The 13,033-nt window shown below is 66.9% G+C and carries 13 protein-coding genes; 8 read left to right on the top strand and 5 right to left on the bottom strand.

Going from position 1 to position 13,033, the window contains the following annotated elements; genetic code table 11:
- Positions 1 to 18 precede the first annotated feature (18 nt).
- The 5 genes from coaD to mutM all read left to right on the top strand — a co-directional run bounded on the left by coaD (position 19) and on the right by mutM (position 2,926).
- On the top strand, positions 19 to 516 hold the full coding sequence (gene coaD, locus ACIOU8_RS03355) for a pantetheine-phosphate adenylyltransferase (RefSeq protein WP_400785769.1): 498 nt from the start codon (positions 19 to 21) through the stop codon (positions 514 to 516).
- 83 nt (positions 517 to 599) lie between these two features.
- Positions 600 to 1,148: a YceD family protein gene (locus tag ACIOU8_RS03350; protein WP_400785767.1), complete on the top strand. Its 549-nt coding sequence runs from the start codon at positions 600 to 602 to the stop codon at positions 1,146 to 1,148.
- A gap of 2 nt (positions 1,149 to 1,150) precedes the next feature.
- Positions 1,151 to 1,360, top strand: coding sequence for a 50S ribosomal protein L32 (gene rpmF / locus ACIOU8_RS03345; RefSeq protein WP_314841597.1), 210 nt, complete (start codon positions 1,151 to 1,153; stop codon positions 1,358 to 1,360).
- A 17-nt stretch (positions 1,361 to 1,377) separates the two neighbouring features.
- Positions 1,378 to 2,070 carry a ribonuclease III gene (gene rnc / locus ACIOU8_RS03340; RefSeq protein WP_400785765.1) on the top strand — a complete coding sequence of 231 codons (693 nt, stop codon included), beginning with the start codon at positions 1,378 to 1,380 and terminating at the stop codon, positions 2,068 to 2,070.
- Positions 2,063 to 2,926, top strand: a complete 864-nt coding sequence (mutM, locus tag ACIOU8_RS03335) for a bifunctional DNA-formamidopyrimidine glycosylase/DNA-(apurinic or apyrimidinic site) lyase (RefSeq protein ID WP_400785763.1) — start codon at positions 2,063 to 2,065, stop codon at positions 2,924 to 2,926. The genes rnc and mutM overlap by 8 nt, the downstream gene beginning before the upstream one ends.
- A gap of 3 nt (positions 2,927 to 2,929) precedes the next feature.
- On the opposite strand, the gene ACIOU8_RS03330 is transcribed toward mutM, so the two are convergent.
- The 5 genes from ACIOU8_RS03330 to ACIOU8_RS03310 form a co-directional block, all read right to left on the bottom strand.
- The gene (locus ACIOU8_RS03330) at positions 2,930 to 4,192 is read right to left on the bottom strand and encodes an FtsX-like permease family protein (protein WP_400785761.1); all 1,263 of its coding nucleotides are present in this window, start codon (positions 4,190 to 4,192) and stop codon (positions 2,930 to 2,932) included.
- 56 nt (positions 4,193 to 4,248) lie between these two features.
- Positions 4,249 to 4,944, bottom strand: coding sequence for an ABC transporter ATP-binding protein (locus ACIOU8_RS03325; RefSeq protein ID WP_400785759.1), 696 nt, complete (start codon positions 4,942 to 4,944; stop codon positions 4,249 to 4,251).
- An 89-nt stretch (positions 4,945 to 5,033) separates the two neighbouring features.
- Positions 5,034 to 6,113 (bottom strand): GNAT family N-acetyltransferase, encoded by a 1,080-nt coding sequence (locus ACIOU8_RS03320; protein WP_400785757.1) that lies wholly within the window; start codon positions 6,111 to 6,113, stop codon positions 5,034 to 5,036.
- Complete coding sequence (locus ACIOU8_RS03315) at positions 6,110 to 7,198, bottom strand: GNAT family N-acetyltransferase (RefSeq protein ID WP_400785755.1); 1,089 nt, start codon at positions 7,196 to 7,198, stop codon at positions 6,110 to 6,112. The genes ACIOU8_RS03320 and ACIOU8_RS03315 overlap by 4 nt, the downstream gene beginning before the upstream one ends.
- Before the next feature lie 13 nt (positions 7,199 to 7,211).
- Entirely contained in the window at positions 7,212 to 7,490 is a 279-nt protein-coding gene (locus ACIOU8_RS03310; protein WP_400785753.1) for a hypothetical protein, read from the bottom strand.
- Between the two features lie 547 nt (positions 7,491 to 8,037).
- Here ACIOU8_RS03310 and smc point away from each other — a divergent pair.
- The 3 genes from smc to ACIOU8_RS03295 are packed head-to-tail and all read left to right on the top strand — an operon-like array spanning position 8,038 to position 13,022.
- The gene (gene smc, locus ACIOU8_RS03305; RefSeq protein WP_400785751.1) at positions 8,038 to 11,580 is read left to right on the top strand and encodes a chromosome segregation protein SMC; all 3,543 of its coding nucleotides are present in this window, start codon (positions 8,038 to 8,040) and stop codon (positions 11,578 to 11,580) included.
- Between the two features lie 24 nt (positions 11,581 to 11,604).
- Positions 11,605 to 12,477, top strand: coding sequence for a signal recognition particle-docking protein FtsY (ftsY, locus tag ACIOU8_RS03300; RefSeq protein WP_400785749.1), 873 nt, complete (start codon positions 11,605 to 11,607; stop codon positions 12,475 to 12,477).
- Between the two features lie 44 nt (positions 12,478 to 12,521).
- Positions 12,522 to 13,022 carry a DUF2004 domain-containing protein gene (locus ACIOU8_RS03295; RefSeq protein ID WP_400785747.1) on the top strand — a complete coding sequence of 167 codons (501 nt, stop codon included), beginning with the start codon at positions 12,522 to 12,524 and terminating at the stop codon, positions 13,020 to 13,022.
- Positions 13,023 to 13,033: the final 11 nt, after the last annotated feature.

Here is a 13,033-nt window from a genome sequence, read left to right as displayed (position 1 = left end):
GTGCTCTAGGCTGGGGGCATGAGCAGCCGGATCGCCGTCGTCCCGGGTTCCTTCGACCCGCCGACTCTGGGCCACCTCGACGTCATCCGTCGGGCCGCCAAGCTGTACGACGAGCTGCATGTGCTCGTCGTGCACAACCCTGGCAAGGAGGCGATGCTGCCGATCGCGGCGCGAATGTCGCTCATCGAGCAGTCCATCGCTGACGAGGGCATGGACGGCAATGTCATCGTCGGTTCCTGGAGCATGGGCCTGCTGGTCGACTACGCGCGTGATGTCGGCGCCGGAGTGCTGGTCAAGGGGATCCGCTCGCAGATCGACGTCGCCTACGAATCGCCGATGGCGATCGTCAACCGGCACCTCGCCGACATCGAGACGGTCTTCCTTCTGCCAGACCCGGCGCATGCTCTCGTGTCCAGCTCCCTCGTGCGACAGGTGGCGGGGCTCGGCGGCGATGTGTCGCCATTCGTTCCTCCCGCAGTCGCCGCATTCCTCGACACAGGGTCTCGCGGCATCTGACGTTGTGCTCGTGAGCGCCGCGCTCAGCCCGGAGCCAGCCTCTCGATGCGTATAGCCGGTACCATTGCTGGGTGCGTTCTCGAATGAGTGGTCCTTTCGTCCTCCCCGTCCGCGACATCGTCCGCAAGCCGGGAGAGATGCGCGAACACGAGTTCTCCGTGACCCTGAAGGATGCCTGGGGAGAGGGGATCGTGTCGTATGAGTCCGGGTCCGAACTCGATCTGGATGTCCGTCTGGAGTCGGTCCATGAGGGCATTCTGGTGTCGGGAATCGTGGATGCGGAGTACTCGGGTGTGTGCGGTCGGTGCCTCATCGACATCACTCGGCCCGTCGAAGTCGAGTTCCAGGAGCTTTTCGCGTATCCTGGTGAGGAAGAAACTGACTTCGAGGTTCAAGACGACCACGTGGATCTTGAAACTCTAGTCAGGGATGCGGCCGTATTGGCGCTTCCTTTTCAGCCGGTGTGTCAGCCGGATTGCCCCGGGCTCGACCCGGAGACGGGCGAGAGGCTGACAGCGAGCACCGACAAGGAGCAGGCAGCTCCCATCGATCCTCGGTGGAGCGCGCTCCAGAACATCACAGACCAAGACGGCGCGGAAGAATCTCGTGCCGCCGAGAAAGAAGAGAGCTAGTCATGGCTGGTAACCCCCCGAAGCGCAAGGTATCCCGTTCGAACACCCGCTCGCGCCGCGCGCAGTGGAAGGCGGCACCCATCGCTCTCGTCAAGACGATCGAGAACGGCAAGGCCGTCTACAGCCGCCCCCACCAGGCGAAGGTCGTCACCGACTCGCAGGGCACCGAGCTGTTCCTCGAGTACAAGGGCCGCAAGGTCGCCGACGTCTGAGTCGCGACTTCACTTCTGTGACTGAGGTCCCTGGGGGGACGAGACCACTCCCAGAGAAGCTCCGCGTCGACATCGACGCGGAGCTTCTGGAGTTGGCGCTCACCCATCGCTCCTACGCGTACGAGCATGGTGGCATCCCTCACAACGAACGTCTCGAGTTCCTCGGCGACTCCATTCTCGGCCAAGCGGTGACGGTGATGCTCTTCACGACCCACCCAGGGCTCGATGAGGGAGAACTCGCCAAGCGGCGAGCGAGTGTCGTCTCGACGGTCGCCCTCGCGGAGGTCGCGAGAGGCATCGATCTGGGCAGTCACCTGCTGCTCGGTCGAGGCGAAGAGCAGACGGGCGGACGCGACAAGGATTCGATCCTCGCCGACACGATGGAAGCCGTCATCGGCGCGACCTATCTGTCAGCTGGTCCTGAAGCGGCCACCGAACTCGTGCTCCGACTGACTGCACCGCTGCTTGCCGACCCCGAGCGCTATGGCGCTGCCATGGATCCGAAGACCAGTCTTCAGGAGCTGGCTGCGCGCGTCGGCGCCACGCCACCGCAGTATTCGGTGGAGGCCAGCGGTCCCGATCACGATCGTCGCTTCCTGGCGACCGTGAGCGTCGGCGATGTGGCGATGACCGGCAAGGGCAGCAGCAAGAAGACCGCGGAGATGGCGGCCGCGCTGAGCGCGTGGCGCTTCCTCAACGAGCGTGCCTGAGCTTCCCGAAGTCGAGGTGGTGCGAGCAGGTCTCGCTCCGGCCGCGGTCGGTTCGGTCATCACGGGGGTGAGCGTATTCGACGAGCGCGCTCTGACACGTCACGCCGCGGGTTCCTCCGACTTCGTCTCGCGTCTGGAAGGGCGCACATTCACCGCCGCCGAGCGACGAGGCAAGTTTCTCTGGCTTCCGCTCGACGCCGATGAGTCCGTATTGATCGCGCACCTCGGGATGAGCGGACAGATGCTGCTCCGCGCCCCGGATGCCGGCGCGGAACGCCACGAGCGCATTCGCATCGACATCGAGCATCCACAGCACGGAGAACTCGCCATCGTGTTCTCCGATCAGAGGACGTTCGGGTCTCTGGCGGTCGACCGTCTCGTTCCGGACGGCCCGACGATGATTCCCACCCAGGTCGTGCACATCGCGCGCGACCCCCTCGACCCTCTCTTCGACGATGGTGTCCTCATACGCGTGCTCAGCAGGCGGGGCAGCGCGATCAAGCGAGTGCTGCTCGACCAGCAGGTGATCAGCGGCGTGGGCAACATCTACGCCGATGAGGCGCTGTGGGCGGCGCGCATCCACCCCGAGACTCTCGCGAGCTCGCTCTCGGCATCCGCGATCGGCCGCCTCCTCGCCGAGATCCGGGTGGTGCTCGCCAAGGCGCTGGCCGAGGGCGGCACGAGCTTCGATGCACAGTACGTCAACGTGAACGGGCAGGCCGGGTACTTCGCGCATTCTCTCAACGCGTACGGTCGAGGCGGTCAGCCGTGCCCTCGGTGCGGCACGCTGATCCGCCGACGGGCCTTCATGAACCGATCGAGCCATTTCTGCCCGCGCTGCCAGCGCCGACGCTGAGACTCAGGCGATCTCGAATGATCGCGCGAGCAGTGGCCGGGTCGCACGCGTGCTCACCCACACGATGCCGATTCCCACCGCGACCACGCCACCGATCGTCAGCAGCGACTCGGGAGCGGTGATCAGGGCGATTCCGAGCAGTGGGAACACGAGCACTGCTGCGCAGGTGGCCGATCCGATCGCGGTGATGAGCAGCGGAGACATGGTCGCGAGGCGACGCGCGCTGTCGACGGTGTCGAATGGCACCCCGAGGTGGTGCAGGCTCCGGTGCAGCTCGCGCTGATCGAGCACGGAGGCGGCCTGATTCACGCCCACGGATGCTGCGACCATCAGGAATGAGGCGACCAGCGTGATGATGAGACCGGTCCGCATGTCCATGGCGAGTGCCGCATCCGCATCCGTCGTGCCGCCGCTGTTCATCACGTTCATCAGCGAGACGCCGGTGCCCGCGAACACGGCCATGAAGCTCGCCATCGCGATACCGCTCACCTGACGCCATGCGGCCTTGGGCGAGTCCAGCACCAGACGGGCGGCGAGCAGACGGTCGGCACGCTCGGCCTTGCGCAGCTGACGAGATGCGGCGACCTTGATGATCCACGGCCCGATCACATTGAGCACGGCGAGCGCCACCGCGAACAGGGCAGCCAGAACGGTGATCGTCACCGCGAGCCCCGCCACAGAGGGGAAGATCTTGACGAGGACGAACACCAGAGCGAGCACCGAGATGCCGATGAGCGCACGGAACCAGTGCACCGTCGAGGCTGTCGTCCGCAGACGCACCCCGAGCGGCGAGACGATCACGCGTCTGAGACCCAGCACGGCGCTTCCGGCCGCCACGAGAAGGACCCCTCCCGCGACCACCAGGATGCTGAGGGGAGACAGCCTCACGGCGTCGACGCCGAGCGCCGTGCCACGGAACGGGATGAGGCCGACCAGGGGAGTGGTCGCCATATGGACGACGACCCCGGTGAGGGCGCCTGCGGCCGCGACGAGCACGGATTCGATCACGGTGGCGACGCTGACGCCCATCGGCGTCACACCGAGAAGGCGCAGGGTGGAGAGTCGCTCGTCGCGGCGGCGGGCCGAGAGACGCGCAGCCGCCCCGCCGAGGCTCATCAGCGGCACGACGAGGAGGACGAGAGCGATCGCCGCCAGTGCCTGATAGACCGGAGCGTAGTCGTCGCTCCAGGTCCAGAAGGACTGCGCTCCGCCCACGACGGTCAGCACGAGCGCGGTGACGACTCCGAACGCGACTACGGGAAGCACCAGAACAGCGTTCTCTCCCTTCGCCGGTCGCAGAAGGAGGGCCATAACGCGGGCGTTCATGCGGACACCGCCGACGACACGATCCGTCCGTCGCGAACCGCCACGACGCGCGAGCATCTGGCGGCGACGTCGGCGTCGTGGGTGACGACGAGGAGTGTCCGCCCCTGACCGGTCGTCGACCAGAGCAGTGCGTTCATCACGTCCTGCGAGGTGTGCGAGTCGAGAGCCCCGGTCGGCTCGTCGGCGAACACGAGATCCGCGCCCGTGGCCTGGGCCCGTGCGATCGCGACGCGCTGCGCCTGACCGCCGGAGAGCTCGCCGATGCGTCGGTCCTCCATGCCGGCGAGCCCGAGCGCGGATAGCCAGGATGCCGCGTGGGCCGTGGCATCCGCTCTCTTCACACCGTTGATCATCGATGCGAGCGCCACGTTCTCGACGGCTGTGAGCTCAGGGATGAGAAGCCCCTGCTGGAAGACGAACCCGAACTTCTCCCTGCGTAGCCGGGAGCGAGCGGATTCACCGAGCCCCGCGACGTCGACAGGCTGCCCGGTCGAGGGCTGGAAGGTCACGGTGCCGGAGTCCGGCGTGACGATACCTGCGAGCACATGGAGGAGGGTGGTCTTGCCTGATCCGGAGGCACCCATGATCGCCACCGACTCGCCGCGGTGGATCGTGAGATCCACCCCGGCGAGTGCGTGAGTGGTGCCGTAGGACTTGGTCAGGGAGCGTGCTTCGAGGACGGAGTCGTTCATGCTTCCAGCCTCGCGACAGGGCCGGGAGCGCTGCATCGCCCGGGCGGATGATCCGGACGCTTCCGTGTACACCGTTCGGATGATCTCGGTCAGATCCGCTTCTGCCACGCTCCGGCGTAGGAGACCGCCACGAAGCCGATAGCCTCGTTGATGCTCAGCATCGGGCGGTTCTCTTCGGCGTTGAAGGTGGACACGGTCGGGGAGAGCGGCATGAGCTCTCGCCAGCGCAGGAGGTTCGCGCACTTGACGATGGTGCCCAGGCGATGCCCGCGATGCTCGCGAGACACCAGCGTGCCGAGCTGGTGCGTGCCCCCCGAGCGGTCCGCTCCGACGAGCAGCTCGTTGTATGCCACGATGTCCCCGCTCGGCACGTGCTGCACTGCGACGATCGACAGGGCCTGGCCGGCTCCGGTGAGCCGGCGTTCTCGGCGCACCACGCGCTCGGCGTCCCACTCCTCGGCGACGAAGTCCATCTCGCCGCTCGGCGCATCGGTCGACAGGCGAGCCAGGATCGCAGCATAGCCGTCTCGGAATTCGGGCGGCGTCGGCGCCATCCACTGGAGCACCCGGTAGTCGTCTCCCGCGGCGACCTGCGCAGATGCCAGGGCGCTGCTGAGCGGAGCCGGGTCCGACTGCAGATCGAGCTCGCTGTTGCGTTCGACCTGTTCGAAGCCGTACCCACGAGCTTCGAGCGCATCCGACAGCGGGATCGCCGGGACGCGACCCCACCCCGTCCTGGGGGAGATCATCCGCGCGGACTCGATCGGCCGGTGCAGCGTCCAGATCTGCACCAGAGCCCGACCGTGAGCGCGAGCCTCCGACTCGGCGAGCGTCAGGAGCGCATCCTCGACACCGATTCCCCAGTGCTTCTCGGGCACGAGGAGGTCAGCTTCTGCCGCCTTCGCATCCGCCTCCTGGGCATACGCGAGCGTGATTATGCCCACGATCTCGTCGCCGTTCCTGGCCACGAATCCGGTCTGCAGAGTGTCGGTGGGATCCTGCCACGACGCGAGCAACTGGGCGGCGTCGGGCGCGATGTCCGGCAGACCGACCAGCTCATCGCAGATCTGCCGGTTGAGCTGTCCGTAGGCGCGGAAGTCCGCGCCCTCCGCGGCGTCGAGAGCGGCCGGGATGATGAGAGGAGTGATCGTCAGCGTGGTGGTCGTCATGTCAGTTCCTTCTTCCAGGCGCCTTCATAGGCGATGGCCGTGAAGCCCATCTCTTCGTTGATCGAGAGCATCGGCCGGTTCTCCTCGGCGTTGTAGGTGATCACGTCGCGGGATTCGGGAGCGACGCCCGTCCACGACAGGAGGGCGTCGCACTTCACGAGCTGCCCCAATCGGTGGCCGCGATGCTCTGTGAGCACCAGAGTGTCGTGCTGATGTGTGGTCGCGCTCGGATCCGGTCCGATGCGGAGCTCGGTGAATGCAGTCAGCTCGCCGGTTCCGACGTGCTGCGCGACGGTGACCTGGATGATCTGACCCATCTCCTCCACTCGTTTCTCGGAAGCGATCAGGCGTTCTGCATCCCAGACCTCCTCGTCGGACTCGAGCTCTGCAGACGGCGCATCGGTCGACATGCGCGACTTGAGCCACGCATAGCCCTCGACGTGCTCACGGGGCGTCGGCAGCATCCACCGGATCACGCGATAGTCCTGAGACAACGCGCGTGCGTCTTCGCGGAGCTCCTCGGCGCGGCGAATCGTCTCGGTATTCATGTCGAGTCGACTCACCCGGTAGACCTGCTCGAGGCTGAATCCGTGGCGGACGAGGAATCGCGCGACGTGATCGTCGGGCACGCTGCCGAATCCGGTCCGGGCTTGGAGTCGCGGACCCTCACTCGCTGGCTGTTCCGTCCAGTTCTGGACGACCGTGCGGTCGTGCAGTCGGGCGAACGCTTCGACATGAGGCAGGATCGCGGTTCCGATTCCCCGACCCCAGACCCGAGGATGGAGCTCGATCGCGGCGATGGCCACACGCGAGCCTTCCTCGTGCGGGATGTCGATGACGGTGCGCCCGACCATCTCTCCTTCGACGCGCACCGTCCACACTGCGGTCGTGCGCTCCTTGCGGGAGCTCAGGATCGGCAGGAGCGCCTCCGGTGTGAGGTCCTGTTCAGTACGCCCGGTGAGTTCGCGATAGACGGCGTTGCGTACACGGGCGAGCTCGCGGAACTCGGCCGCGTCGGCTGCATCCGCCCGTGCAGGCAGCACGAGCGGATGCAGCGACGCATCTGCGGTGAGCGGAATGCTCATGGTCATCTCCAGGTCAGCGCAGCTGACGCTGCAGGTCGTACGTGAGCAGAGCGTACGTCTCGCCCGCAGTGCGCTTCCGCCGATCGAGATGCAGCGCATCCGCCTCGATGGCGCTCACGCGGCGCGGCGGGCGAGAACGCTGTGCCCGCTGGAGCAGCCAGAGGCCGATCCGGAGTGAGAGACGATCTGCCAGCGCCAGGCGCCGCAGTTCTTCGGGCGCGGGGATGTGAAGGACCTGCTGGTCCTCGATATCCGGAGGGTGGGGGATGCTGCGATACAGCGTGGTGTTCACGATGATTCCTTCGAGATGAGTGGTGGTGTCCAGAGAGTGGGAGAGCGCGACCGCAAGACGCCGAGAAGACGGCCGGCGGTGCACGACGGGGGCCGAGAGTCAGGCACGCCGGAAGGCGAGCGCCGAGATCGGCGGAGATCCGTGATCCGGGAGGGATCAGAGGGCGGGGCGCGGAGACACGCGAGCGAGAAGACCCGTAAGCGATCAGAGACCGGTGGGTGATTCGGGGCAGAGTTCTCGGGCTGCGGTTCTACGAGAGCGCGCTTCGACGGACGCCGGCGGTTACCGAGTGCGCAAGGCGCGGCGCGAATGGCGCGGCGAGGCCAGTGGCCTGAGCGTTGAGCTGAGTGATCATCGGTAACCTCCTTTCGTGTGGCGATCCGGAGGTTACGGTAGCGAAACGCGAGCGTGTCCGTCAAGCACCTCCGGCGTGGTTCGGCGTGTCGCGCGTGATTCCGGTTCACTCCGCTCCCGCGCGGGATGCCGGTTCTGAGCCGTCGTTCCGGTAGCGTATGGGCGTGAATCACCCGGGAAGTGCGGTACGCGCATGCATCTGAAGAGCCTGACCCTCAAGGGGTTCAAGTCCTTCGCGCAGCCGACCAGTTTCGTGTTCGAACCGGGCGTCACCTGCATCGTCGGACCCAACGGGTCGGGCAAGTCGAACGTCGTCGACGCCCTCGCCTGGGTCATGGGCGAACAGGGAGCGAAGACTCTGCGCGGCGGCAAGATGGAGGACGTCATCTTCGCCGGTACCTCGACGAGAGGGCCGCTCGGTCGCGCCGAGGTTCAGCTCACGATCGACAACAGCGACGGCGCTCTGCCGATCGATTTCACCGAGGTCACGATCAGCCGCACTCTGTTCCGCAACGGTGCCAGTGAGTACGCCATCAATGGCGAGAACTGCCGCCTGCTCGACCTGCAGGAACTGCTCAGCGACTCCGGACTCGGGCGCGAGATGCACGTCATCGTGGGTCAGGGGCGCCTGGACACCGTGCTCCAGGCATCGCCGGAGGATCGTCGCGGCTTCATCGAAGAGGCCGCCGGCATCCTCAAGCATCGGCGTCGTAAAGAGAAGACCCTCCGCAAGCTCGACGCCATGGAGACGAACCTCACCCGTCTCAGTGATCTCGCGGGCGAGATCCGCCGCCAGCTCAAACCTCTGGGCAGGCAGGCCGAGATCGCGCGCGAGGCGCAGACGATCGCCGCGGTCGTGCGTGATGCCAAGGCGCGCATCTTCGCGGACGACGTCGTGGCGCTGCGCACGGCGCTGGCCGATCACACGCGCACCGAGCACGAGCGGCACACCGAACGACTTGTGCTGTCGGATCAGGCGGAGGCGGTGCGGGGGAGCATCGCGCGCCTCGAGCAGGATCAGAACTCGGTCGCGGTGGATCGGGCGAGAGGCGTGGCGTTCGGTCTCGAGCAGGTGCAGGAGCGGATGCGCGGGTTGTACACACTCGCCAATCAGCGACTCGCGCTGCTCGGGTCGGAGGAGGACGATGCGGCCGTGACGACCGTCACGGTCACACAGAGCACGATCGACGAGGCGAAGGACGAGATCACCGAGATATCCGCCGGGCTCGGCGATGCTCAGGACGCGGCGACCGTGGCGAGCCGCGAGGTGGTGCACGCGCGGGCGGAGCTCGACACCCTCGACGTGGACATCGCCGAGCAGAGTGCGCTCGTGTCGGAGTACGACATGCGACTCAGCTCGTTGCGAGGAACGGCCGATGCGGCCGCGTCAGCTCTCGCCGCGGTGCGCGGTGCGGTGCTGCGCCAGGAGAACGCGCTCGAGGCGGCGAACGCGCGCCGCCGCGATGCGGCTGATGCTCTCGAGGCGATCGATGACGCGGAGGCGCCGGAGGGCACGGCGGCCGAGCACTCCGCCGCGTATGAGAGCGCGCAGCGTGCCGCCACAGCTGCCGAGGCCGAGCGGGAGACTCTCCGCGAGCGCCTGCACGCGGCAGAGCGCGAGGTCGACGCGCTCACAGCCAAGGCGGCCGCACTCGGAAGCGCACTCGCGATCTCGGGAGGCGCCGCCGAGATAGTGAAGGCGGGCGGCGCGGGCGTGCGCGGCCTCGTGGGCGACTCGGTGCAGGTCCGGAACGGCTTCGAGGCCGCGATCGCTGCCGTGCTGGGTCCGCTGGCCGAAGGGGTCCTCGTAGCGAGGACCTCCGATGCATTCGAGCTGGCACGCGGCGCATCGGACCAGCACCGCGGGGTGGTGGATTTCGTCGTCTCGGACGCCGCGCATCCGTCGATCGAGCTGCCCGCTCTCGAAGGGGTGACGCCGGCCGTCGACACAGTCACGGCTCCGGATGGCGTGCTCGGAATCCTGTCTCACGTCGTCATCGCCGCCAGCCTCGATGCGGCGCATGGTGCGAGAGCCGCGCTCGACGCCGCAGGCGACACGACCACCACGATCGTCACGACGGCCGGCGACGTGGTCACCGCGCAGACGCTTCGAACCGGATCCGGAGGTGAGCGCTCCCGTCTCGAGCTCGCCGCCGAACGTGATGCGGCGACCGAGCGCCTGGCCGAGGTGCAGGTCATCGTCGACTCGCTGCGTGAGGCTCGCGAAGACGCGAACGAGGCCGTGGAGACTTCTCGTCGCCAGGCGAAGGACGCGCTTCGAGCCTTGCGGGAGCACGATGCCGCGTTGGCCACACATGCGGAACAGGTGAACCGCATCACAGTCACCCACGAGTCGGCGGTCGCCGAGTGCGAACGGCTCGAGGCGGGACTCACGCAGGCTCAGAGCGCCGTGCACGACGCGGAGGTGAAGGCCGAAGCGGCGAAGGCCGAGTTGGACGCGGCGATCGCCGCCCCCCGGCCCGTGCTCGATGCCTCGGCGCGGGACAGTCTGCTCGAAGCGCTCGAGCTGGCCCGCGAGGGTGAAGTCCGGGCGCGGCTGGAGATCGAGACGCTGCGCGAGCGTGTGCGTGCTGCCCAGACACGCGTCGCTGGGCTCGAACGGCAGCGCGAGCAGGAGCGAGACGCCGCCGCCGAGGCTGCGCGCCGATCGGTCATCCGACGCACGCAGCGCGAAGCAGCATCGGGAGTGGTGCAGGAGCTTCCCCGGATCCTGGACTCGATCGATCGGTCGGTCACCGAGGCGCGCGTCGCACTCGCTGAGGCCGAGGCCACGCGATCGGCACAGAACCAGGAGCTCACCGCGCTTCGCGTGCAGGAGACATCTCTGCGGGAAAGGCTCGCCGGGCTCACCGAGAGCGTTCACGGCCTCGAGCTTCAGATCCACGAGAAGAAGCTGCACCTCAACAGTCTGCTCGAGCGCGTCGGGTCCGAGCTCGCCCTCGACGAAGATATTCTCATTGCGGAATATGGGCCGGATCAGCTCGTTCCCCGTGACCCCGGTGCCGCGACCGTCGAGTACGAGGTGCTCGACGACACGGCCATTCCGTTCGATCGGCGGATTCAGCAGCGACGCCTCGCCGAGGCCGAACGCAAGCTCGCTCAGCTCGGACGAGTCAATCCGCTAGCGCTCGAGGAGTTCGCGGCGCTCGAGCAGCGTCATGCCTTCCTCACCGAGCAGTTGGCAGACCTGACGCAGACGCGCCAGGACCTGCTGACGATCATCGCCGACCTCGACGAGCGGATGCAGACGATCTTCGCGAGCGCGTTCGAAGACACGAGGGTCGCGTTCGGCGAGGTCTTCCCCTTGCTGTTCCCCGGGGGATCCGGAAGCATCTCGCTCACTGACCCGGAGAACCTGCTCACGACGGGCATCGAGGTCTCGGTGCGTCCGGTGGGAAAGAAGATCGAGAGGCTGTCACTGCTCTCCGGAGGCGAACGCTCCCTCGCCGCAGTCGCTCTGCTGGTCGCGATCTTCAAAGCCCGACCGAGCCCGTTCTACATCCTCGATGAGGTCGAGGCGGCGCTCGACGACGCGAACCTCGGCCGCCTCCTCACCGTGTTCGAGCAGCTGCGCGAGAGCTCTCAGCTGCTCATCATCACGCATCAGAAGCGCACGATGGAGATCGCCGACGCGCTCTACGGGGTCTCGATGCGTCAGGACGGCGTGTCGGCGGTCGTCGGACAGCGCGTGGGCGATCGCGCGGCGGCCGGCTGACGGCGCTACCCGTAGGCTGGAGACATGGCGGAGAAGTCGTGGTCCCTCACTCGCGCGCTGCGCGGGATGTTCGTCAAGCCCACTATCGATGAGACGACTTGGGAGGACCTCGAGACGGCCCTGATCACGGCCGACTTCGGTCCGGACATCAGCGAGCGGGTGGTCGAGGAGCTTCGCGAGAAGGTCGAGCGGTACCGCACGACCGATCCGCAGGATCTCCAGCGGATGCTGCGAGAGACGCTCGAGGAGCACTTCGCGAAGTTCGACACGACCCTGAAGCTCACCGAGCGACCGGCGGTCGTGCTGGTCGTCGGCGTCAACGGCGTCGGCAAGACCACGACGATCGGCAAGTTCACCAAGTTCCTCCGCGGTTTCCAGCGCAGCGTTGTCGTCGGAGCAGCCGACACATTCCGTGCGGCAGCCGTCGATCAGCTCGCCACCTGGGCACAACGTGGGGGAGCGGCGATCGTCCGCCCCCAGCAAGAGGGTCAGGATCCGGCATCCGTCGCCTATCAGACCGTCGAGTTCGCCCAGCGCGAGGGCATCGAGATCGCGATCATCGACACCGCCGGCCGACTGCACACCAAGGGAGGGCTGATGGACGAGCTCTCGAAGATCCGCAGGGTGATCGAGAAGCAGGCTCCGATCAGCGAGGTCCTTCTCGTTCTCGACGCCACCACGGGTCAGAACGGCGTGATGCAGGCGGAGGCGTTCCTCGAGCACGCAGGTGTCACCGGACTCGTCCTGACCAAGCTCGACGGCTCGGCGAAGGGCGGCTTCGTCCTCGCTGTGCAGGAGCGCACCGGCATCCCCGTCAAGCTCCTCGGGCAGGGCGAGGGCATCGATGATCTCACCGGATTCACCCCCCATGTCTTCGTCCAGTCGCTCGTCGGCTGATCACGGGACTACCGCCGCGAGCACGAGGCTGGTTTCATAGCGTTATGGCGATCGAACATGACTACTTCGGACTCCTGTCCTCGGGGCCCGACGGCTCGATCTTCTGGTCTGAGACCGTCGAGCTCGGTGACCAGAGTGTCACCGTCGATCTGACGGCCCCAGACCAGGACGATGTCTCCGCCGACGCGCTCGACATCGCCGCTTCGCTCATCGCGGGGCTCGAGAACGTCGACGACGTCTCCCGGCGTGGGATGCTCGCGGAGGTCGACGATCGCACCAGCGAGGTCACCGAGTACATCCTGCAGCAGCAGGAGGCCTACGGGGACGAACTCGAGGATGTCCTCGTAGACGTCAGCGGTGACGCCGCGGTCGACATCATCCGCTCGCTGCGGCTCATGAGCATGACGATCCTCGCGGACGAGCATGGCGGGTCGGAGCCGTTCGCCGTGCTGGAGTACGCGCTCGACGCCACCACCACCGACGACGTCCTGCTCGTGAACCTCGGCTCGGACGGCAGCGTGCAGTCGGTGATGAGCGCCGACTGACGCTCACCTCG

Origin of the sequence: Microbacterium sp. NPDC087589, assembly GCF_044743635.1 — a bacterium.
Lineage (GTDB): Bacteria > Actinomycetota > Actinomycetes > Actinomycetales > Microbacteriaceae > Microbacterium.
This window is presented reverse-complemented; position numbering and strand designations above follow the sequence as displayed.